General features: G+C 45.9%; 17 protein-coding genes. 6 read left to right on the top strand and 11 right to left on the bottom strand.

Translation table 11 applies throughout. The annotated features are described in order from the left end of the window. Window positions 1–27: 27 nt before the first annotated feature. Window positions 28–861, bottom strand: coding sequence for a thermonuclease family protein (locus ACSQ8O_RS32055; RefSeq protein WP_436245003.1), 834 nt, complete (start codon window positions 859–861; stop codon window positions 28–30). Window positions 862–1,004: 143 nt separating this feature from the next. After that, window positions 1,005–2,924: a DUF2334 domain-containing protein gene (locus ACSQ8O_RS32050; RefSeq protein ID WP_436245002.1), complete on the bottom strand. Its 1,920-nt coding sequence runs from the start codon at window positions 2,922–2,924 to the stop codon at window positions 1,005–1,007. Window positions 2,925–3,289: 365 nt separating this feature from the next. On the opposite strand from ACSQ8O_RS32050, the gene ACSQ8O_RS32045 reads away from it, so the two are divergent. Then, window positions 3,290–3,502 (top strand): hypothetical protein, encoded by a 213-nt coding sequence (locus tag ACSQ8O_RS32045; protein WP_056611102.1) that lies wholly within the window; start codon window positions 3,290–3,292, stop codon window positions 3,500–3,502. 283 nt (window positions 3,503–3,785) lie between these two features. Here the strand turns inward: ACSQ8O_RS32045 and ACSQ8O_RS32040 are convergent, their stop codons facing one another. After that, a complete protein-coding gene (locus ACSQ8O_RS32040) occupies window positions 3,786–4,145 on the bottom strand; it encodes a winged helix-turn-helix transcriptional regulator (RefSeq protein WP_056611105.1) in 360 nt (119 codons plus the stop codon). Window positions 4,146–4,288: 143 nt separating this feature from the next. Between ACSQ8O_RS32040 and ACSQ8O_RS32035 the strand changes: the two genes are divergently transcribed. The 3 genes from ACSQ8O_RS32035 (at window position 4,289) to ACSQ8O_RS32025 (ending at window position 6,437) form a co-directional block, all read left to right on the top strand. Then, window positions 4,289–5,164 carry an SDR family oxidoreductase gene (locus tag ACSQ8O_RS32035; protein ID WP_436245001.1) on the top strand — a complete coding sequence of 292 codons (876 nt, stop codon included), beginning with the start codon at window positions 4,289–4,291 and terminating at the stop codon, window positions 5,162–5,164. Window positions 5,165–5,197: 33 nt separating this feature from the next. Further along, entirely contained in the window at window positions 5,198–5,908 is a 711-nt protein-coding gene (locus ACSQ8O_RS32030; protein ID WP_436245000.1) for a DsbA family oxidoreductase, read from the top strand. Between the two features lie 121 nt (window positions 5,909–6,029). Next, window positions 6,030–6,437 carry a DUF6855 family protein gene (locus tag ACSQ8O_RS32025; RefSeq protein ID WP_436244999.1) on the top strand — a complete coding sequence of 136 codons (408 nt, stop codon included), beginning with the start codon at window positions 6,030–6,032 and terminating at the stop codon, window positions 6,435–6,437. 81 nt (window positions 6,438–6,518) lie between these two features. Here ACSQ8O_RS32025 and ACSQ8O_RS32020 read toward each other — a convergent pair whose 3' ends face one another. Then, the gene (locus tag ACSQ8O_RS32020; RefSeq protein WP_056611119.1) at window positions 6,519–7,175 is read right to left on the bottom strand and encodes a GGDEF domain-containing protein; all 657 of its coding nucleotides are present in this window, start codon (window positions 7,173–7,175) and stop codon (window positions 6,519–6,521) included. Between the two features lie 219 nt (window positions 7,176–7,394). Between ACSQ8O_RS32020 and ACSQ8O_RS32015 the strand changes: the two genes are divergently transcribed. After that, window positions 7,395–8,576 carry a diguanylate cyclase gene (locus ACSQ8O_RS32015; RefSeq protein ID WP_436244998.1) on the top strand — a complete coding sequence of 394 codons (1,182 nt, stop codon included), beginning with the start codon at window positions 7,395–7,397 and terminating at the stop codon, window positions 8,574–8,576. 759 nt (window positions 8,577–9,335) lie between these two features. On the opposite strand, the gene ACSQ8O_RS32010 is transcribed toward ACSQ8O_RS32015, so the two are convergent. From ACSQ8O_RS32010 to ACSQ8O_RS31990, 5 genes are all read right to left on the bottom strand, one after another. Continuing rightward, complete coding sequence (locus ACSQ8O_RS32010; protein WP_436244997.1) at window positions 9,336–12,329, bottom strand: rhamnogalacturonan lyase; 2,994 nt, start codon at window positions 12,327–12,329, stop codon at window positions 9,336–9,338. A gap of 414 nt (window positions 12,330–12,743) precedes the next feature. Further along, window positions 12,744–13,289 (bottom strand): hypothetical protein, encoded by a 546-nt coding sequence (locus ACSQ8O_RS32005; protein WP_436244996.1) that lies wholly within the window; start codon window positions 13,287–13,289, stop codon window positions 12,744–12,746. Window positions 13,290–13,338: 49 nt separating this feature from the next. Next, window positions 13,339–14,607, bottom strand: coding sequence for a TerD family protein (locus ACSQ8O_RS32000; protein ID WP_436244995.1), 1,269 nt, complete (start codon window positions 14,605–14,607; stop codon window positions 13,339–13,341). Between the two features lie 43 nt (window positions 14,608–14,650). Further along, window positions 14,651–15,226, bottom strand: a complete 576-nt coding sequence (locus tag ACSQ8O_RS31995) for a TerD family protein (protein ID WP_056611141.1) — start codon at window positions 15,224–15,226, stop codon at window positions 14,651–14,653. 95 nt (window positions 15,227–15,321) lie between these two features. Then, the gene (locus ACSQ8O_RS31990; protein ID WP_436244994.1) at window positions 15,322–17,820 is read right to left on the bottom strand and encodes an ankyrin repeat domain-containing protein; all 2,499 of its coding nucleotides are present in this window, start codon (window positions 17,818–17,820) and stop codon (window positions 15,322–15,324) included. A gap of 243 nt (window positions 17,821–18,063) precedes the next feature. On the opposite strand from ACSQ8O_RS31990, the gene ACSQ8O_RS31985 reads away from it, so the two are divergent. After that, entirely contained in the window at window positions 18,064–18,624 is a 561-nt protein-coding gene (locus ACSQ8O_RS31985) for a general stress protein (RefSeq protein WP_436244993.1), read from the top strand. A 533-nt stretch (window positions 18,625–19,157) separates the two neighbouring features. Here the strand turns inward: ACSQ8O_RS31985 and ACSQ8O_RS31980 are convergent. Both ACSQ8O_RS31980 and ACSQ8O_RS31975 read right to left on the bottom strand, forming a co-directional pair. After that, entirely contained in the window at window positions 19,158–19,526 is a 369-nt protein-coding gene (locus ACSQ8O_RS31980; protein WP_436244992.1) for a GNAT family N-acetyltransferase, read from the bottom strand. A gap of 150 nt (window positions 19,527–19,676) precedes the next feature. After that, on the bottom strand, window positions 19,677–22,326 hold a 2,650-nt coding region (locus tag ACSQ8O_RS31975), incomplete at its 5' end, for an S-layer homology domain-containing protein (protein ID WP_436244991.1).

Here is a 22,326-nt window from a genome sequence, read left to right as displayed (position 1 = left end):
GGAGGAAATCCATCTAAACCGATCTCACTACTCACATGCTACGCCGTCCCCGTCCCCATCCAGCTTCGCGCTATAGCCTGGCTCGCCTTTCTTGATCTTATAAGCTCCAGCTGCGTTGGCCTCCTTGCACGAGTTGTAAGTCGTGTTCGCTTTCGGCTGCAAGGTCGTCACTGGTTTCGGAGCTGTAGTTGACTTCGGTGATGCCGCAGCACCACCCTTCACCACACCCTCGTGATACCCATCTTCTTGCGCATAATTTTCTACGCTCCAGATGTTCAAAGCTTTCTGTTGTGCCTTCTTCTGGATCTCACGGAATTGATCCACATATTTCACGTTCGGCGGGTAAATATACGCAACTCTGGCATAGCCATTTTCGAGCAGGAGCTCGTTAAACATTTTATCCCCAATGTAGAGATAGCACAGTAATCGGCCATATTTATCCCGCTCCGACACATCCAATTCCAGCTGAACGTCTTGGCCTGTAAGCATCGTTTTGGCATAGTTGGACGCTTCCAACGCAAAAGGCTGAACCGGCTTCTCGGGATCCACACTTTCTGGCGTATCTACAAGCAGTAGACGGATCGTTTCTTCTTTTTCTTTGCCGCCGTCGGTAAAAGAGATCTTCATCGTGTCGCCATCAACGACCCGAACTACTTTTGCGGGAATTCGCTTATTTACCGCAGATTTATCCGTTCCCTTGACGGTTGCCTTGTTAGACGCGGACGCAGCTGCGGAAGGTGTTGCAATATCAACATCTACTTGTGATGACGAACATGCCGACGCCACCATGATAAGCAGCAAGAAAATGCCTGCACGGACAATTTGTTTTTTGACACAAAAGCTTAGGATTGCGTTTACCATTGCGTTGTAACCTCCATATGATGACTGTTCTAGTGGTCTACGATCTCGTATGTACACATCCTATTATATCAGATTGCATGGTACACGCTCTGGTCAATTCGCAAAGAAAAAAGCACCCCCTCAGGGTGCTTTTTTTATCGTGACTAAGGCGTTCCACTTCGAAACGAAAGCGCCAAATCCAACACATGCTCCGTTTCATTATAAGAACTGATGTCCATCTTCCGATTGCCGTCAAAATCAGCGACCATTGCCCGTCGTTCCTTCCCTTGTGCCCAGGGTCCAAATTCGTTATCCAGTGGCTGAAAATAGTTCTCGCCCTCGTTCTGGAATACCCGCCAAATGCCCGTCTCCGCCGTATAGGCAATTAAATCGCCTCGCCCGTCGCCATTCGTATCGCCAACCAGCAGCTGGTCGCTACTTCCAAAGGAAACCCCGCCTGCGGTCTGCGGATCAGCGAACCCCCCTTGCCCTTGATGATACATAATGGATACGCGATTCTCCTTATGCGAGACGCACAGGATATCATCATCTTTATCAGTGTCCTGCAATTGGGCTGTGAAAATTTCTGCATCCTCGGGCAGCTTCGTGTTTGACTCTGTATACGTCAACTGCTGATTTAACAGGTTAACTTGCACAAGTCCCTTGTCTCCTTTGGCAATTAAGCCCATGCCATGACTAGATCGGAGTGCGCGAACAGAAGAAAGTCCTATTGGTAAAGCACCGATTGTGCGGACTGGCAGAAACTGTCGCTTATCCGCTATGGCCACCCGCACATTCCCCGTTTCTGTGTTATACGCAAGCAGATCTTGCTTCCCATCACCATTAACATCGACGAGTAGGAGTGACTCATCGGGCGTAAACGTTTCTCTTAACCATACTTGTGAAGCTTCCTGCTGGCGATTTCTCGGCATATCGTAATTCCCCGGAATAACCAGAACGCGATGCAGCTGGCGTACAACGACATCCGAATGTCCGCGGCCTGTAACATCGCCAAGCATGACATTTTGCAGCTTCGTTCTTGGTGGCAGCATCACGCGATGCGCTGGGGTGAAAGGGACGATATCATGCAGTGACATCCAGCGATAATCTAGCTTTTTGAAACCGGTAATCAATTTATGCAAGTAGGAGCCTGTGTCTCCCTCTTTATATTGATAGACGGGAATACCATCCTTCTCTTCTGGGTTTCCATCTGCGGCCATTACAGGCTCTAGGTGCGAGAATTCCAAAAACGGATGGAAGTAAAAGGAGGCTAGTCCGTCATCCTTCGCTGCCTTCTCCAACATCCGGTCAACCGATGCAGCATCACTTATATAGCGATATGGCGCAGGGACATAGACTGAACCCAAACTATCTTGTCCGTACGTATTGATCGTATCATAGGTATTCATATCATCACGTGCGTTTTTGGCGTAGAGATCCGGTTGATACATAAGGCCGACGAAGGAACGAAACACTGCCTGTTGCTCATGGGTATCTTTATAGTGGGGAGACTCCCAGAACGCGGGATGTAAACCTGCTCCAGCAAAGGCAGCTAAGCTTTCTTTCATCCGTTCCGCCGCATAAGAGAGCTCTTGCGTTTCCGGTGCATCTTTAATGTTAAATTCTGAGCCTATTCCTGAATTTTGCTCGCCATCTGAGCGATACGTCTCACCATATTGATGCCGGTACCCGTGCATACCCAATACGCCGCCTTGATGCTCTGCCTGTTGGAGGAGTTTAATGAATGCGCTTACTACTTCGTCAGGATTTGGATCGTCAATACCCTTTTCCTTCCAGACACCGTCATCTTGCAAGCTCATTCTTCTTGGAATCACAGCAACATGAAAAGGCACGTGCTCAGACTCAATATAGGTCATGACGGCCCGCAATTTCCCTAGGCCTTCGAGGGTGTTATAGTCGCCGCCAAGTCCGACATCCTCCAGTCGAATCATAGCATGACGCTTACCCATATTCGGAGAGTCATTCATCTCTGTATTTGAAGGGATATACGCGGCAAGCCCAACGGCTGCAAGAACACCTCCGACGATCCCTATTCCAATTTGCTGCCACAATTTACGTTTCACGCTACCTGCTCCCCCATTATGTAAAACGTAGATTATATCTATGATTTCGACATTTTTCTCCTAAATTATATATGAATCTATGCTTTCTTACTATAAGAGTTTGAACAGAGGTCAAAATGTATTTAAGTAATGTCTGGAGTACTTGAAAACGCTTCCAAATTTAGTCTTTTTTTAAAAGCTATCCTCGTTTTAGTTTGGAGAAATCGGACTACGTCGTTGATATCGGTCGAAACTTAGCTCACCTGTTTCATTTCTGGGGAGTTGGGTAAGAATAAAAGAATACAATCTCTTTACTTTCCGCTAATACTGCACTGACATAAGCAACATATGATGAAGATATCTTATTGTAACGGAGGCATCCGACGATGACAGCCAAAATAGGTTTCGTATTTTTCTGTATAGTGTCCCTATCGGTTTTAGGTGTTGCTGCCAAAGAGAGTCAGCCCGATCAGCTTATAGATCAACGTACAGACAAACACATTGTTGGTCCGTACTCGCCAGCCCTTTATGACTCCACCGAACAATTTGAGTATGAATTCGAATGGCAAAACGGGAAGATTATTGCGAATCCACAGTAAGTGAACTTCTACAAATACGTTAACTTTACTAGTTAACCCAAATAAACCCCCGACTCTCACAGTCGGGGGTTATTCTACTTGAACTTAATTTTATCCAACTCATCTATAAAAGCAGATCTGATCGGATACTTCAACCGGAAATGACTAACTAACTTTTCTGCACGATCGCCACGCCCGACGCTGTTCAAGTTCGTTTAAGATTCTCTCTCTTACATCCTACCTGCAAGTCGTCTTTGCTATACCTCCGCAAGCTCTATTTGCTTCTAAGTGCTTTTCGCGGCGTTCACTCACCACTCTTTTTACTCATCATCCCGTACTTCTTCCCCCACTCCCCCATACGCTCGAGGATCGGTATGAAGCTTCGTCCTGCTTCCGTCAGTGAGTATTCAACCTTCGGCGGAACCTCCTGATAGACTTTCCGGTGAACCATATCATCCTTTTCTAACTCTCTCAACTGCGACGTCAGTATGCCCTTGGATACCCCTGGCACCAGTCGCTGCAGCTCACCGAATCTCCTCGTTTCCCTTAAATGCCATAGAATAAGGATTTTCCACTTCCCTGCAATGACATTTTGGGTGGCGGTAACGGGGCAGACTTCGATTTGTTCCTCTGGAATTTCCCCCTGAAATGTTGTCCGAGACATACGCAATCCCGCTCCTTCCTTGATGGTTCTATTTTTATGACTAGGTCATTTTTTAATGACTACTTACATATTTCTAGCTACTATAATAATATATGACTATGCCGAATTATCCAACAACATTTTATATAAATAGGAGGACGTCCATGATGTCAAAAATCATCGTTACCGCAGCAACAGGTGAATTAGGGAAATTAGTCGTCAAGCATTTATTAGCAAAAGTTCCAGCAAGCGAGATTGCTGTTAGTGTTCGTAACACAGAAAAAGCCGCTGAATTTGCAGAGCTAGGCATTGAAGTTCGATATGGGGATTGGGATGATCCAGCCTCACTGGAGCAAGCTTATGCGGATGCATCTAAGCTTTTGCTGATTTCTTCCCCGCAAGATGAGTCGATCAGTCGTGTTCGTAAACATGTTAGTGCAATTGAAGCGGCCCATAAAGCAGGCGTTCCCCACATTGTCTACACGAGTTTCGCCTATGCAGATGTCGATGCTTTCGCCCCTCTGGCTAACGTACATCTAGCAACCGAATTCGCGCTGAAGGCATCAGGCATTCCAACAACGATCCTGCGCAATACGTGGTATCAGGAGCTTTATGTTAATCCAAGCTTGCAAGCTTACATCGATAACGGCAGCATCATAAATTCAGCAGGCACAGGTAAAATTAATACAGCGACACGCGATGACTTAGCCTTGGCTGCTGCTGCTGTTCTTGCCGAAGATGGACATCAAGGCCAAATCTACGAGTTAGCGTCATCCGAGTCGTGGAGCTACGAGCAATTAGCAGACATTTTATCTCACGTATCCGGTAAAAAAGTAGCTTACCAATCCGTCTCTGACGCTGACTCCTCCGCAGGTATGATTCAGGCTGGACTGCCTGAAGGTCTCGTTCAGTTCCTAGTTGCCATTGACAGCAAAATGGCTGCAGGAACAGAAGGACGCACGTCCACGGACCTGGAGAAGCTCATCGGGAAAAAACCAACTTCCATTCATGAAAGTATTGCGTTATTATTCAATAAATAATCCTTATATTAACTCAACAAAGAGGTGAACCTCATGCAAGTTGAAATTTGGTCGGACTTTGCTTGTCCGTTCTGTTACATTGGCAAACGCCGCTTTGAGCAAGCCCTAGCGGAGTTTGCACACCGCGATCAGGTTGAAGTTGTCTATCGCAGCTTCGAGCTAGACCGTCACGCACCCAAAAGCGTTCCGCATGACGTCTATGATATGCTCTCTTCCCGCTACGGCATGAGCCGTCAGGAAGCTATCGCTATGAATGAGAAGATGCGTCAGCAAGCGGCGGTAGAAGGGCTCGACTTTCAATTCGATAGCCTCGTGCTGACGAACACGTTCGATGCTCATCGTTTACGGCTTTTTGCTGAGAAACAGGGCAAAGGCGCCGTTATATCCGAGTTGTTGTTCCGCGCCTATTTCACAGAATCCACAAACATAAGCGACCACAGTATCCTTGCGGACATCGCTGCAGCCGTGGGAATCGACCGGGAAGAAGCTTTGTCCGTTCTCGCGAGTGATCAGTTCGCCCAGTCGGTGCGGACCGAAGAAGAGAATGGCAGCCGAATGGGAATCCGCGGCGTTCCGTATTATGTCATTAACGGCAAGCATGCCATATCCGGGGCTCAAGCAAGCGGCGTTTACTTAAACGCTATGCAACAGCTCTGGGATGCCGAGCAGCCGAAACAGGTTGTAGAAGCAGCCAGCGATGAGGCTTGTTTGGACGGCACGTGTGCTGTCCCGAACAAATCGTAATATCGGTGTTTGCACTCATCAACAAGAAGAAGCACCCTCGCGGGTGCTTCTTCTTGTTGTGTTTCTTCATTTGATATATTCTGTACATGAGTATAAATACGAAATCAGAGGAGTCATTCCAATGTCGACAGTGATCGGTACGAAAGAAAATCCATGGTCCTTAAAAACACCTCCACAAACCTCCGAATATGAGATGTATAAAGACGAAAAAGATGGCAAAACCATCCTTGTTTGCACGGTAGGTAAAACCGTTTTGCATTACGACTACCGTTGCATTCATGACTTACAAGAGATGCTCAAACAGCATGGAGATTGGATCGAGCTAGGTAGCGCTGATGAGCAGAAGCCAGCCAAAGAAGGCACGGTTGAAGCTTGGGGGCGCTCTCCTGAAAACCCCATTGGAGGTTGGTATGGCTTGAAGAAAGGCTTCCGCGGCAGATTCGGCATGTATGTTCCCCCATTAATGGAGGTACTTGGTCTTGCAGAAGTCGAACACAATCCAAGAAATAATCGGATGCGGGCGTTATAAATACGCAATAACCACTCTAACATGAAGAAGAGCCTGTCACCCTACTAAAGTGACAGGCTCTTACTATTCTATTTATTGGCTCTAGCCACAATGGTTCGTATTTTTCCTGTCTAACTTCAAAGAGTACATATCGAGATCCGCTGCATGTAGTAAATCATCCAACGTTCGCGCATCGTCAGGATACACAGCCGTCCCGATCGATACGGATATTTCCAAATTGAACTCTCGCGAAGCTAGCTTTAATTCATTCTGAATATGACTGATCAATACTTCTTTCTTGGACGCATCCGTAGACGTCGATAAGATCAGAAATTCATCCCCCGCCCACCGTGCGGCTAAATCTTTTTTCTGTAAATCGAGTAGTAAGACATTCGCGATACGCTGCAGAACTTGATCACCGATCTTGTGACCGCGAGAATCGTTAATTAATTTGAAGTTGTCGACATCAATAAAATATAAAATCAACTGCCCTTGTCTGCGCTCCACCGAAGTAGTGAGCTTAGGAAAGGCTTCGAGGATGAATCTTCTGTTATACAGTGTTGTAAGGTTATCTTTCTCTGAGAGGAACTTCAATCGATCATACTGCGTGCCTAGCACCCAGCTTGCCAATAAAATCAATATGCCAGCGACAGGGAACTGAAGAGAAGGAAAATTATAATACATCGTACCGTAGGTTCTTAAGGCTACAATCGTGACTAAAACGACCGAAATTATAACGATTCGTCCCGAATAATTCATCCCAAATCACCATCATTCAATTTATGTCTATATAGGTCTATAGTGACACACTTGTTCCATACATTTCAAGGAATATTTGGTTTGTGCAGTCGAATCGACTCGAAAATGATCGTTAGCAAAAATTCGAAGCAAACCACTTCAATTTTATGGTAAAGTAGTGGTATTCGACAATTTTTTTGAGAACATCCAAAAACTTCTAACAGTCAGATGAGGTTCAAAATGGATCTACTTCTAGATATGAAAACCATCCTGTTGACACTGGTCATCGGCCACCTATTTACAGCCGTGTTCATAATCGCCTACTGGCGTCAACATAAGAACGAAAGTACAATCAGATACTTTTTCTATGCAAAATGCTTACAAGCCACTGCGTGGGTGATCTTCATCCTCCGTGACGGTCTATCGGATACACTTACAATTTCTCTTGTGAACTCATCACTTTTTATCGGTTATGCCTTTGAAACCATTTCCGTGCTGAAAATTCAGAATATCCTGAGCAAGCTGACGCGTAACCTGTATATTGCTTTGACAATTTTCAACATTGTCGGCTTCCATTCCATCCTTCTTTTCGACAACGTAGAGAAGCTCAGAATTTTCTTTGTTTCCATGGGTGTCGCTACGAGCCTCCTCATACCCGCATACAAAATGATTCAAAAACGAGCCGCTTCCATGGTGACCCATGTGCTAGGCTATCTGTACCTTACAGTCTTGGTATTTCTTCTGATTCGAGCCGTTAGTGCCGTATTCTTCGAAACGTTGATAAGCTTTTATCATATGAACGGTAATCAGACCATGGTCCTACTAGGCCAATATTTCGTCATGATTGCGGGAAATACGGGATTCATTCTCTTGATGAAAGAACAAACCGACCAAGCACTTATTCGGCTGGCCAATTATGACGATTTAACCGGTACACTGAACCGCAGGACGTTCATCACACGTACCAATCAATACATTACTTCTTACGCGAAAATGCAGAAACCAATCACCTTGCTGCTATTTGATATTGATAATTTCAAGTCCATCAATGATACATTCGGTCATGATACGGGCGATCAAGTGCTCGTCGACCTCACGAAACGAATGAAGGAGCAACTCGGCGCTGATGATCTTTTCGCCAGATACGGCGGTGACGAATTTGCCATCATCGTGCCTGGCATGGATGAGCGAGACTCCTCGCTTTATTCTGAGAAGCTTAGACAGGCCGCAGAAGGTGCGCTAGTTCCCGGATTACAGCTTTCCTATACCATTAGTTTAGGAGTTCTCACGGTCATCCCGGATGAACGGACACATCTTGAGGAGCTTTACTCCACGTGTGACAAGGCCCTATACCAGGCCAAAAGGAACGGTCGAAACGGTGTATACCGTGGGGCTGTGGATAAACAATTGGTACATGCTTAGCAAAATTCATGTAAGTAGGCTGTCGCTATGATGCGGCGGCCTTTTGTTTTTTCTCGTTCACCTCTGACTACCTAACCACGGTTTGTGACAAACTACCAAACAATCCCTATTTCGAACGTATCGACGACAATTTTCCTGATACTTTTCAACCTATTCTTGTTAATTTAATGCTAAGTCGCAAAAAAACCTCACAGAGAGTAGGTAGGTAGAATGATTTCTCTAAATGATAAGCCCATGTATCTAGCACATTTCGCAAAGTTAATCCAAATGGATGAACATCGGCTATTTCGTATATGTAAGGGGATCGAAGAGAACGGATATCAATTAAACCGAAACGAACACGGACATATCGATCTAACGGAGAAAGATATTACAGTTGTGTTAAGTTTCTGTTTGTAAAGGTAGGGAGAGACGCCACGGGTAAGCGTTATGCACTTTCTATCACACGAGATTTCAGACGGCGTTGGTGTATGAACTGGAAAACATACAGCTATTTACGAGAAATTTCTTCGAAAACTCGATATAACTGTAAAATATGTAGTTAAAACTACCTCTTTTGTTCAGATCGGGTAAAATGGTTAAAATTAGCTGTAGGTTCTCCATCTGTTACGCGTTTGATCGAATACTCCCGAAATATAACTGTATAAAATCCATCTATTTGATACTTTTACGTCTCCAGTTACTCCCTCTCCACTCGCCACCAACACATCAACACGCTTATTTGGTAAGAAAAACCCGCTCCATGAGCGGGTTTTTCCATCATTTAGAATCTTTTTGGTCTTTCGGGTCCTTTGGACCCTTAGGATCTTTTGGATCTTTTGGATCTTTTGGATCTTTAGGTTTCTTCGGCTTCTTATCGTGGTGCTTGTCCGTATAATCAACTTTAGGCGCTTGCAAACCTCCTGCTAGAACCGTCTCTCTGATGTCTTCACCGAGATAGAAGCTTAAATGTGGCGGCTGATTGTACGCCGTGTTCTGCCATGCGATTCCGTTTCTGTAAACCGGGTCATGCATAAGCGTATACATCCGGTACTCCGTAGGAATCGTCGTGCTGAAGATTCTCAGTTCCGAGCTGTCTGTTGTAGGCAAAAGAACTTCCTCACGCCAATCACCTAGGATATCGGCCTGTAAAGTCGGAGTCGCCTTTGTTCCATTATTGCTGACTACGCCTGCAAAGCTTTTCAAAGGCTCAGCTTTCTTCGTAGTTGGATTAAACTTTGATATTGATGTATTATCCAGCAACTCATTCAATAAATCCCCATCCCAGAGAAGAGAGAAGTTCACAGATACGCCTGCCGTTCTAAAGCTATCAGCTACGACCTGACCCTGTACGTTGTAGATGCCTCCGCCCGACGCTGGCGTTGTCCCTCCTGTCCCCCAGAACTCAAAACCAGGGCTTGCGGTAATATTTGCCGCCAAGCCACGTCCTGTATCCACGTAACCATTGTAGGACATCAGTGTTTCCCCTGTTGCAGCATCATGAAGCTCTACCGATGCTACAGAAGGGACTTCATGTACTGCCATAACCTGCAAACCTTCACGAGCCGGATCAAATGCCCCTACATGAAGCGCGTCGCCATGCGAACCTTGTTCACGCTGCATCTCGCCATCCATTTCATAGAGAATGCTGCCGTCCTGATCCAGGGTCAACGATCCTGCAATAATTTCGTCAAAACCATCATTATCAACATCCGCCATGGCCAGATTGTGGAAGCCTAGGCCTGCCCCTCTACCCGCTTGGGCGGAGTCGAAGGTCCACTCTTCTTTGAGCTTGCCATGCACTAAGCTATAGGCCACATACGTAGTCCGTTCATAATAACCTCTGCCATAGATGGCGCTTGGCTTCTTACCATCCAAATAAGCTAATCCAGCAAGGAACCGATCCGAACGGTTATGCCAGGTGTCTCCCCATGAGGCAACATCCCCTAACGGGAATGCATAATCAATGGTGTCGATCTCCTTACCCGTTTCACCCTTGAATACGGAAATGTACTCCGGCCCCCCGAAAATATGGCCGAACTCATTTACCCACTTGCCATTATCTGCCGCATTACCAATGACGCTGATGACCTTGCTGCTATCAAATTTGCCATCTGTAACCCCGTAGACGGTCGTTGCATCTGCCGTTTTAATGAGGAATTCGCTTTTGCCATCCCCGTCATAATCAGCGATGATAAATTGATGATAATGCGCGCCCGATGTGAGGTTAAGCCCCATATTCATCCGCCACAATAAGGTGCCGTCCATTTTATAAGCATCAAAAATAGTCGGCCCTGTCATCGCGTTCTGCGAACTGTCGATAGCGTTAGATGGGTACCATTTCACAACGACCTCATACTCGCCGTCTCCATCCAAATCCCCTACGCCAGCGTCATTGACACTATATGTGTAGCTGCCTGTGGCCGTTGTTCCTCCTTCAGGCTTTTGCATCGGAATCGAGAGATAATCGTTAGCTGCTGCTGATGTTTCCTCTCTATCCTTTGCTGGCTTTCCATTGACAAGCGTCTCCACTTCATAGGTGTCTCCGGCGACACCAGCCGTGTCCGCAAAATTGGTCACAGACAATGGTGACGTATTCAGCTTTTGCCCATTGCGGTAAATATTGAACTTCACATCGCGGTCATACTCATCTGCAAGCAGACGCCAGCTTACGAATATGCCCTCATTGGATTGTAAAGCAATAACGCCTCTGTCCAGCCACTCTGTCTGTCTTGCATTATCTGGCGGTGTAAGACGGTTGTATACATATTGGGTTGCATATCGGCCAAAACCATTCTCCAGACTTGCAGGAACCGCTAGTTCACCCTTAAACGTGTATATGCCCGCTTCATGGGGATTCCAAGATTTACCTACGTTAACCCACGAACTTACAGGCACGGTTACCTTACTATTATTGGCTAGGGTAACACTTACGGATGGCGGTAAACCAATGGAATCGATATCCCGTGTCGTTTGATCTACATACACTGTATGATAGGATAATTTATCTACTTTCGTAATACGATTTTCTGGAATCGGCATATGATACACACCGAAGTTATCAAGGTAAGTCGTCCAAGCAATGTTATTGCCAGATGTTCGCATGCCCACCAATTTAACCGAAGCGACTGAACCGTCAAAAGCTACACCATTCAGCGAGGACGTGAATTCTTGACTTGTACCCGCAGCTTTGTCGGTTAGCTTGAATTTGACGACCTCATTTTCCACATCCAGATTAATCCCTACCTTATACCACGCTTGCGGATTCGTAATACCCGTACTTGCGGCAGGCTGCTTTCCTGCAAAATATTGCAAAGGTGCATTATTCGTATTATTTAGCGTAAATACCGTATTGCCAGTACTATCGAGTATCCTAAACTCGCCGCCGTTTTCACTAGGATTGCTAGCTGCTTTATCATTCACCTTGCCAGGATACCAATCAAATTCAACGAGAACTTGGCTGCCTTTAACCGAAGTACCAAAGGTCTTGGTCGCTACGCGCCCCCCGCTTTGGTTCGTTTGAGTAAACTGCAGCATCGGGGTGTTATTCCCCATCACTTCATATGTATTAATCGATACTGTAGCATTCGCTGTTACAAATCCCCAATTAATGGGGTCCGGTGCGACCGTATCACCGAAATCACTATAATAAACGCTATCGAGCTCGACCCCATTGTTACCAACAGCGGCAGACGCCATTAACCCGTTCGGTATTAAGAGAGCGCTTGCAATAAGTAACGAAACGATTTTTTTCCATTGTCTGTTAGTTCGCATTGTTATTTTCACTCCTTCTGTTCGAGCTATGAGAGGATTGTGCATGCTCTCGGTAATTCCTCATCGTGCAAGGTTTTGCATATCCTAAGAATCACTATCTGCCTTCGTTCAGAACTGCTCTTTCTTCCCCTCCCCGCCAAATAGAATCTATAACGATGACCCATACAGCTCATACCTGTTGGTACGATTGGCCCGTGTACTAACTGTAGAACTTGACTGGCTACGCCGTCTATTAGACATTTTTTCAAAAATGAAATTCTCTTGTAAGAGACCATTTGGCAGTTATATGACATTTTTGACTAAACTTCTCTTTTCTTGATCTCGTATGTAAAAAGGTGATAAAAGCATGAAAAAATAGACCTCCTTAGCCCATTTCGTGGCAGGTGAGGTCTATTGCTCAGTAATTCCTAGCGACTACTTTGTATTCGTAAGCTCGATCATCTTACCTTGTGACTCCTTGAATATACGTACCAGGGATTGCACCTTATCAAACTCATAATCTCCAGGTCCATAGTTATCCATGAACATTTTCTTCAACAAATCTGCGTAAAAGGTAACTCGTTGCTCAAGCACATCATGCTCGATCTGGATAATCTCCTCAATGGAATGATTGCCAATGAATTCTTCTGACTTATCAATAGGATCTTCCCATCTGCCCCCTCTACGCTCAGCAGGATTAGATTCCTCAGGCTCTCTCGGCGGCTCCAATTCGATCGATGTTCGTAAACTCGACAAAGCAATATTTTCTTTCGCCAGCATGATTTGAAAATATTTATTTTTGAATAAATCAATAATGACGAGTTTGCATAACTCTCGGTTTTGAAGGAGCATTCCGTCGAAGGGGTGGATGGTCCAGTAACCATTTTTCAGAAAAAGATTTAACTTGAACAGTTCGCTGCCATAGATATATTCGATGTTAATATTAGAATCTGACATGATTTCAAAAGAAAATTCTAACATAGCCTAACCTCCTGCAACGACAACCTCATCGAGCTTCGATTATTGGTTTTTACTTGCTCGCTCTGACCCAACTTAAACCCCAGTCATAGGCCTTATCCAACTCTTGATGCCCCTGAAAGTGCCTTACAATTCGCTCAATACTTAACGTTTCATTCTTCTCATTCTGAATTAAAGCGATAGCACACATCGGGAGATCGTTATCATGCTCATCGAGATTAACAATGATGTCAGGTCCGCCATTTTGCTTAATTGTGACTATGCCATCCGCCTCAGACCATTTCGACACACCCTCGTAAATGAAGGTAAAAATCAGTATCCGCTTGAAATTGGCAAGCTTAGTTCCATTAATTCGAATGTTCTCTCCAGTTTTAACCGAACCTGTTCGATCATCCCCATCAAGAGCGATATAAGGTTCACGCGTAAGCGATCCAAATGAATTGCCTAGCGCCTGAATCAATCCTTTTCTACCATCTTTAAGTTCGAAAAGACAAGCTAAATCAAGATCGATTCCGCTAGGTGATTCCCCCCAGAAGCCACGATTGCCTGCCAGTTGTTGATTCCAATTCAGGTTGATTAGAATTTCACCTAGACCGCCCGATTTCTTCTCGAGGTTGATCTTATCTCCCTTTTTCGTTAATACAATTTTGGAAAGATTAATCTGTGGTCCCTTTTCCGGTATCGGTTTGGGTTCCGGCGCCGCGATCTGAATTTCTGGAGCTTTCAACGTTGGCTGCTCATTATCTACAACAACACCATAGCTCGCACACAGCGCTTTAAGGCCTCCAGCGTATCCAGCACCGATTGCACTAAACTTCCACTCACCGTTGTATCTATATAATTCTCCTATAACAATGGCCGATTCTACGGAGAACTGATTGCCCAAGTCATAACGAAGTATTTCTTGCCCTGATGCTTGATTCACGAAACGAAGATAGACGCTGCTGACCCCACTGAAATTTTGACGCCTCGCTTCACTTTCATAGATCGTAAGTGTAAAAGCAATCCGATCAACGTCAGTCAACACTCGTTTCAGATCGATATTCAGTTGTCTTTCATTTGCTTGCTTCTCGATATATGTCATAAAGCTATTGCTCGGGTTTCCATAAAAGATAAGATCTTCATCACCACGAACCTTACTGTTCTGTGCAAGTAAAAAGGCCGAAGTATCGAGCTCAATTTGATTGGGAGCCTGCCAACCGATAAAGACAGTCAGATTGGTAAGCGATGCATGCACTTTCGTTACATCTACCTTTTGTCCTTTGATTACAGCAACGACGGTCATGTTGACTTCACCCTTCTTTGTAAAAGATGTAAACATAAAGGTGGCAACCAGAAGGCAACCACCTTATACAAGCCAACCTCTAGCTCAAGCCATAGTTCGTAACTAGCGCAGCCAAACCACCTGCGAAACCACTGCCTACCGCTTGGAATTTCCAATCGCTTCCATGACGATAAAACTCGCAGAAGACGACTGCTGTCTCAATGGAGAAATCTTCACCTAAATCGTAACGAAGAATCTCATTCTTATTCGCATCATTCACTACCCTTACGAAGGCATGACTGACTTGTCCAAAATTTTGACCGCGTTGTTGTGCATCATGTATCGTAACCGTAATGCCAATTCGACTGATAGCTGCTGGTACTTTAGCGAAATCGATCATGATTTTCTCATCATCACCATCACCTTCACCCGTACGATTGTCTCCAGTGTGAACAACAGCACCGTCATAAGCCTTAAGGTTATTATAAAAAACAAAATCTGCTGCTGACTTGGCTTTACCATCTTCATGAAGAAGAAACGCGGAGGCATCAAGATCGAAATCTCCACCGCCATTATATTTATTGGTATCCCAGCCAAGTCCTACGATGATTTTGGTTAGACCTGGGTTCGTTTTGGTTAGGTCAATGCGTTGACCTTTGGATAAATCAATCGACATGGTTATCTCACCTTTCAAATAGATAATAGACATGCTTCATTGGGTTCTTTATCCAGTATATAGGTTTGGTTACATAAATCGCAATGATTCGACTCCTAAAGTACAGCGCCATATTGTCTGAGCAGGCCTGCTATTTCTTTAAATCCGTATTCCTGGGCATAGCTTAACGCCGTATTTCCCCTGTTATCACGAATATTCGGATCTGCCTGCACATCCAGCAATTGTTGTACGCACGTGTACCGCCCATTATAGGTGGCCACCATTAAAGGGGTCTCCCCACCGTCATAGCACGTAAAGATCGGTTTTGCGCCATGTTCAAGCAAAATTCGGAGCATGCGGTCATACCCGTGCATGCAAACGGCCGAAAGAACAGACCTTCCTGATATAAATCGAATATTCGTATCTGCGCCATGCTGAAGCAAGAACTCTACTGCCGCTATTCGGTTATGATAAGCAGCCCAGAATAAGGCCGTATTCCCATCGGCATTTGTTAAGTTAATCTGTGCGTTGGCCGAAAGTAAGGTTTGCATCATGTCCATCTTTCCTTCACTTGCTGCGATGGTTAGAGGAGCTTCGTTGTTTTTGATACGATTCGGATTGGCTCCAATTGCAAGCAATAGCCGTACTTTGCCCATGTTCCCCTGATGGACGGACTTGTTAAGCATGCCGGACAACATGCCTTGATATGCGTTCACTGGGTTTAATCTGCTGCTTCCTCGTTGTTTCCCAAATAAACGGCTTTCATATTGTTTATGAGTATGCCTAGCTACTCTGGCAAAACGCTTGTGTAAATTTAAACAAATGACGGTCGTATCCGCAGGCAAGACCTTATCTTCCCCGACTTTTTGCGCAACACTACTATAAAAAGCCTTCTTATTCCCCAATAAGGGCCGTTTCACTTTGAGCATAAGGATGTAATGATTTTTCTCAGGGAAATATTCGACTTTCTTCCGAACCAAATATGCCTCTTTAATAATCGGATACAGTTGAAGCTCTTTCTTAATCCTTATAATGAACTGCTCAGATAACTCATGAGGGATAAACGTATCTGTATGTCGGACTTGCGCTCGCTCTGCGTTCGCTAATTGAACTCGTTCCGCATACTGCTGACCATAGGCGACATATTCCTTCACTTTATCTTCTTTGCCCAACTTGGCGTAATAAGCAATCAATTGCCGACAACTTGCGAATGTGAAGGCATGGTCTAATTCCATCGCTTTCCTCAAGGCTTCAACACCAAGTGGATGCTGCTCCTCTTCATCCGTAATGAGAAGGGCGGCCCCCATTTCCGCATAAGCCGGAGCAAAATGAGGATCACGCCAAATGAGATATTGGTAGATGGGCAGAGCGTCGGTTTCTCCATACAGTTGATTCGTCATTTGTGCAATTTCCCATACCTGATTGAGCGTCATGTCTTTCCTTTTATCGTACTTGACACGCTCGAGATGTTCTTTTATTTGCTGATAGTATTGGAACCGCTCTGACCAAGATTTGCGAACATTCATTTTCCATTGTTGGCTGAGTTGATCCGTCAGGGAATGTAATGCATCCCCCAAGAGGGCCTCCGCCGATGAAATATCACTTAACACAGGCGGTTCAGCCTGCTGGCCAATCGAACGCAAGCGATCTTTCAATGAGGGATGGGTATCCACATAGCCGGTTTCAATTTGAAGCACTTCATTCAGCCATAGCCTTGTGTCCGCCTTATCCTGTGGCTCACGGAAAAAACGATGCATCTCCTGATATACGAGAGGTGGTTCTTCCTCATCAATCGCACGTTTATCCATTGAATTCCAAAAATAATTGTCTAGATTTCGATGTTGAATCGAGATATGTACCAAAGCATCCGCCATAGCCGCTGGACTTGTTAAGTTTGCAGCAAATCGATCCGCTTCGTATTCATTCTCTCTGGCTAAAACAAAGGTATAAGCATTTAATTGGGGTGCATACCACCGAATAAAAGCTTTAAATAGAAAGCTCCATCCTTGCTTCTTTTCCGAGAACTGCTCCATCAACTGATTCCATGTTCTTCGTACGCGGTAGATCCAACCGTGAAATTTGGAATGAGCACGCGACAAATGCCCTAATTCATGCGCAAGAACCGCACGAAACTGTTCGCGGGACAATGCCTGCATGAGTGGCAAACCAATAATTAAGTAGTTCCTATGCCATCCAAACAAGCCTAGACGCGGAATTTGAACAACAGATGCATTAAACTCATTGGTCAACAATACTTTATGGATTTTGATGCTTTTTGCTATCTTGTTTAATGATTTCACTTCTTGCATCAATAGTGGTGCATTTTGCTGCGTCATTGCAATCCCTTCAGGGGCATGGAATTTGACTTTAAGCGATCGTAAAATCATCCAAATCACTGCAAACAAAGGAACGCCTAACTTAAATAGCAACAAGGGACTTTTTAGAAGCACGGTAAGCAGCAATAACGATAACACAAGAAGCAGCCCCATAATCACAATAATATAGGCGAATCCAAGTCCTACGAGAGAAAATACTCGAAGCAGATATAACTTTGGTGCTTTCTTGGCCTCTTCTTCCAATCTTTTGACTAGACGTTCAAATTGCTCTCGTGACAACCTAAACACATCCTGTACATGAATTTTTTGTATATTTACTCTTTTTTCGACATTCCGTCTTAAACTCCTTTTGAAAAATGGAACAACATCATTGATCCGGTCTAGCTGGGATGGAATAATATCTGAAGTTTTTCACTCTACTCTATTAAAAGTTGTTTGATATCTGGGTATATGGGTAAGTAATCTTATACCACAGTCGCCCTAGGCGGCTTGCTATCACTCAACTTTCCAGGAGGGATTACTATGAGCAAACATATTATCGGCGTATTCAACACGGAAGAAGAAGCGATTCGCGTTATCAACCAATTGAAGGCAGAGGGATATCACTCAGAGGAACTCTCGGTAGTGGGCCGCAACCCCGGCGATCTGGACCACATTGAAGAAGCGACCGCGACCAAAGCGGAAGAAGGCCTTGCAACAGGCGCGGCGACAGGCGGCGTACTAGGCGGGGTGACGGGGCTGCTCGTGAGTATCGGCGCTTTGGCGATTCCTGGATTGGGTCCCATCCTTGTAGCAGGTCCAATCGTGGCGACCTTAACAGGTGCAGCCGTCGGGGCAAGCGCAGGCGGACTGGTCGGCGGCTTGATCGGACTCGGTATTCCCGAGAAAGACGCGATGCTTTATGACGAATATGTTCAAAATGGCAAAGTGCTCGTCCTCGTAGACGACGACGCCGAACTCGCCAACCAAGCGTATCGGGTTTTCCGCGACCACAAGTCGCTCAATGCGGATACATACGATCCGGACTACGGGTACGTAAGCGGCACAGGCGGCGCCAACACCCGCTATCGCAATAACTTGTAAAGGCTGGCATTATGCCTGACAGATCATCAGGATGGCATACCGACAGCCTAACATGTGCATAGCTAAGACCAGCAAGAGGCTGTATCCAAAGGTCAATTTAGACTTTTGGATACAGCCTCTTTTTCGTTGCTAGCCGATGCGCAGTAAACCAGCAATAACCCTGTTTCCCGCAGTCTAACTGGATTTTCTCCATCTATTTGAAGCAAATTTCTCGGATTCGAAAGATTAACTGGATATCCTGTAGTTAAATTCCTTCGATTTGCTCCATTCTTCAAAATTCACACAAATTACATGCACTTTTTCCATTTAAGCACAAACGTACGTCTAATTCGGGCAAATTAGCTGTAGTCTTTACATCTAAATACGAACAGGCTGCCACCTTGCGTTCGTAAGCCACAAACAACGAACGAAGATTCGATCATGAATCAGCAATATAGTCCTTTGAATGGATGTATATGGAAATTCTCTAGGATGCCATAAAGAAACAAGCAGGCACGCATCCTGTCGGACGCTAGCCTGCTTGTGTCGAATCCCTATCGCCTCATTATGGCGCTGCCTGAGCTGTACGGATCGGAGAACTCACTCCCCGATTTATCGTTGTCCCAAACATCGGCATACGTGGAACTTTTCTTGAATTCCTCCAACGCGAAGGAGCAGGAAGGGATAATCTTGCGCCCTTTGTCGCGGGCTTCTTGGACCACCACGTCCAACAGCTGTTTACCTAGTTGACGACCACGGTAGCGCGGGTCCACGTAGGTATGATCAATTACCCAGGTATCGGTATCGACCAGCCTGTAAGTAATCTCGCCGACCTTACCTGACAAGGTGCTGAGGATGAAGGAATTGCCTTGCTTTTGTAGAACAATTTCCTCAGCTTCGTGAAACGTGTTGTTTGCTTCCATAGTGGAACACCTCCTGAAGGATATGATGCTTGTTTGTTCTTATTACCCTTTCGAAGAGGCGGTGAAACAAACGGTGTACCTCATTCACCATCATATCCAATAAGCAGCTCGACGTGTTCAACTAAAAAACTGAATTCCTCCTATAATCACTTAAATCAGACCTGATTTTTGCAATAATCTCTGCATCATCGTCGCCACCTCAGCTCGGGTCATGTAGCCCTTCGGCGCAAGTAAAGTCTCGTTTCTTCCAAAAACAATGCCAGCCTGCAGATTGTCCGCAACGCTGCTGTGCGCCCATGAGGACACTCCTGCCGCGTCTTCAAACGGACGAAGTATAGCGTCTGCCGATTGTTCGGACAGCTCGTCTTTCAAACCGGTTAACGCTATCGCTTTGGCAAGAATAACCATGGCTTGCTCTCTCGTGATCGTGTCGTTCGGGCGGAACGTACCGTCTTCAAGACCACTGATCAACCGATATGAATAAGCCGTATTGACCGCACTGCTGTACCAATCTGCCTGTTCCACATCCGAGAATGGTGTTGCTCCATTCTCCAGCTTAAGGCCTAATCCACGAACAATGATGGCTGTAAATTCAGCACGGGTGATTTCTCGATCAGGACTGAACATGCCGTTACCCGTTCCGTCGACGACCATCCGAGATCCCATGTCGTTAACAGCAGCTTTACCCCAGTGATCCGCCGCATCGCTAAATTCGAGCGGATGCCATACGACTGCATACGTACTGTTGGTCAAGCTGTTGATTTGGGCCTCATACTTCCCATTGATATGTTGGACTTTTGTCGGCACATGACGCACTGACCCATCCTCTTCAACTACAACACCTGTAGTAATCTTGCTCGGATCAACTTCATCCGGAATGGCAATCGTTCTTTGCACATAGGCGTCGAATTTCGTTACTTCAACGATTTTATCGCCATAGACGGCTCTCACCGTAAAGTCCAGCGGTTGGGCGACAAGCGCGAATTGGCCATTGCCTGCAGCGCTATCCACAACCTTCAACGTATCCGTTGTCGGAACCGCGATTTCAATTCGCACCTTAATGTCTTGCAAGGCTATTAACGCACCAACCTGCTCGGATATAGCGCCTATATTGATTTGTCGAGCTGGAAGCGTGTAGATCGCATAATCGGTTTTGAACTCCAGAACGGCTTGCTTGTTCTCCATGTTCTTCACCATTTGACCGTTCAGTTCGCCAACGAAGATATCGAATTTTTGGCTGATCGGAATCGTGACTACGGCATGTTGCCCTTCAGCTGCAAGCTTCTCATCCAGCTTTTTCTGATCCACAACCACCGTCATTTCGGTCTGATTGTCTCGCGTCCCGATCTTAGCGGTTCCCGCATTCTCGACCTTCCCATTAACTAGAATATCAACGCCCGTGCTCGTATCGACTGGTGTCGTTGGAGCGGAAGGTTGAGATGGCTCAGAGGGCTCAGATGGCGTAGTTGATGCTCTCGGAATGACGGCGTTCGATTCTGCGGAAGCTCCACTTTTCCCCGCACCGTTGATCGCTTTTACCGTAAATGTATAGCTTGTTTCATTCGTCAATCCTATGAAGGTTACCGGACTTGCTCCCCCGATAATGACTATATTTCCCGGTGAAGCAGTCACTTCATATTCTGTAATCGTACTTCCACCATTATCGCTCGGAGCCGTAAACGTAACAACAGCTTGTCCGTTACCCGCGACCGCTGTCACATTGGACGGCTCTCCCGGGATCGTTGACGGAGTCGCGCTTATTTGATTCGATGCCGCGCTTAAGCCACCCAAGTTTTCTGATTTTACCACAAAGTAATAGGCGGTGCCGTTAACCAGATCTTGTACGCTGTAGGTAGAAGATGTGACAGTCGCTATTTCGATGATACTCGTTAGATCTGCATCCGTTGCCATATAAATATGATACTTCGTGGCATCCGATACGGTATTCCAGCTCAGCGTAATTTGACGGTTGCCTCCGTCAGCCGTAAGGTTTTGCGGATTTGCAGGAGCATTCGGCAAGTTCACAGCTTGCGTTAATACAAACGTTACAGGAGTCAAGTCATCGGCGGATACGGTGACCGTTGCCGTGTAGGTGTCTGCCAGCAAACCATCCTTGCTATGAATATCAAAGCTTGTTGATTCGCCGCTAGTTAACGTAGTGTCCGGCTGTGTGATTACAAAATCGTTAGCGTTTGCTCCCCTAAGCGTAACCGACAGGTTCGCTAAGTCGCCAGTACCGTTATTCACGATAGTAACGGGTCTCGTTTCTTGGGTACCCGATACGTATCCTTGAGTAAGGGCCGTTAATGTTTGATCCGTTATTGCAGAGATTGTATAGACAGGAGCTGCCGTCACAGTGATCGTCGCTGTCCCTTTTTTGCTGCTGCTCACCGTCGACGTGGCTGTGATTGTGTAGTCGCCAGGCGTGGTATCTGCCGCTACGGTTACTTCACCCGTGCTGTTCACCGCCACCTTTGCGTTGCTGCTCGTCCACGTGACCGTCGTCCCCGCTCCGCCCACCGCATCTACCGTAGCTGTGAACTGCTTGCTTCCTCCTTGCACCACGCTTGCTGTGCTTGGGCTCACGGTTACGCTGCTAATAGCCGGCGCCGCCGTGACCGTTATCGTGGCTGTTCCTTTTTGGCTGCTATCCACCGTCGATGTGGCTGTGATGGTATAGTCGCCAGGTGTGGTATCAGCTGCTACGGATACTTCCCCCGCGCTGTCCACCGACACCCTCGCGTCGCTGCTCGTCCACGTGACCGTCGTCCCCGCTCCGCCCACTGTATCTACCGCAGCT

It is taken from the genome of Paenibacillus sp. LjRoot56 (genome assembly GCF_964253335.1).
GTDB classification, from domain to species: Bacteria; Bacillota; Bacilli; order Paenibacillales; family NBRC-103111; genus Paenibacillus_E; species Paenibacillus_E allorhizoplanae.
The sequence above is the reverse complement of the archived record's forward strand: the minus strand, read 5'-3'. Positions and strand labels throughout refer to the sequence as shown.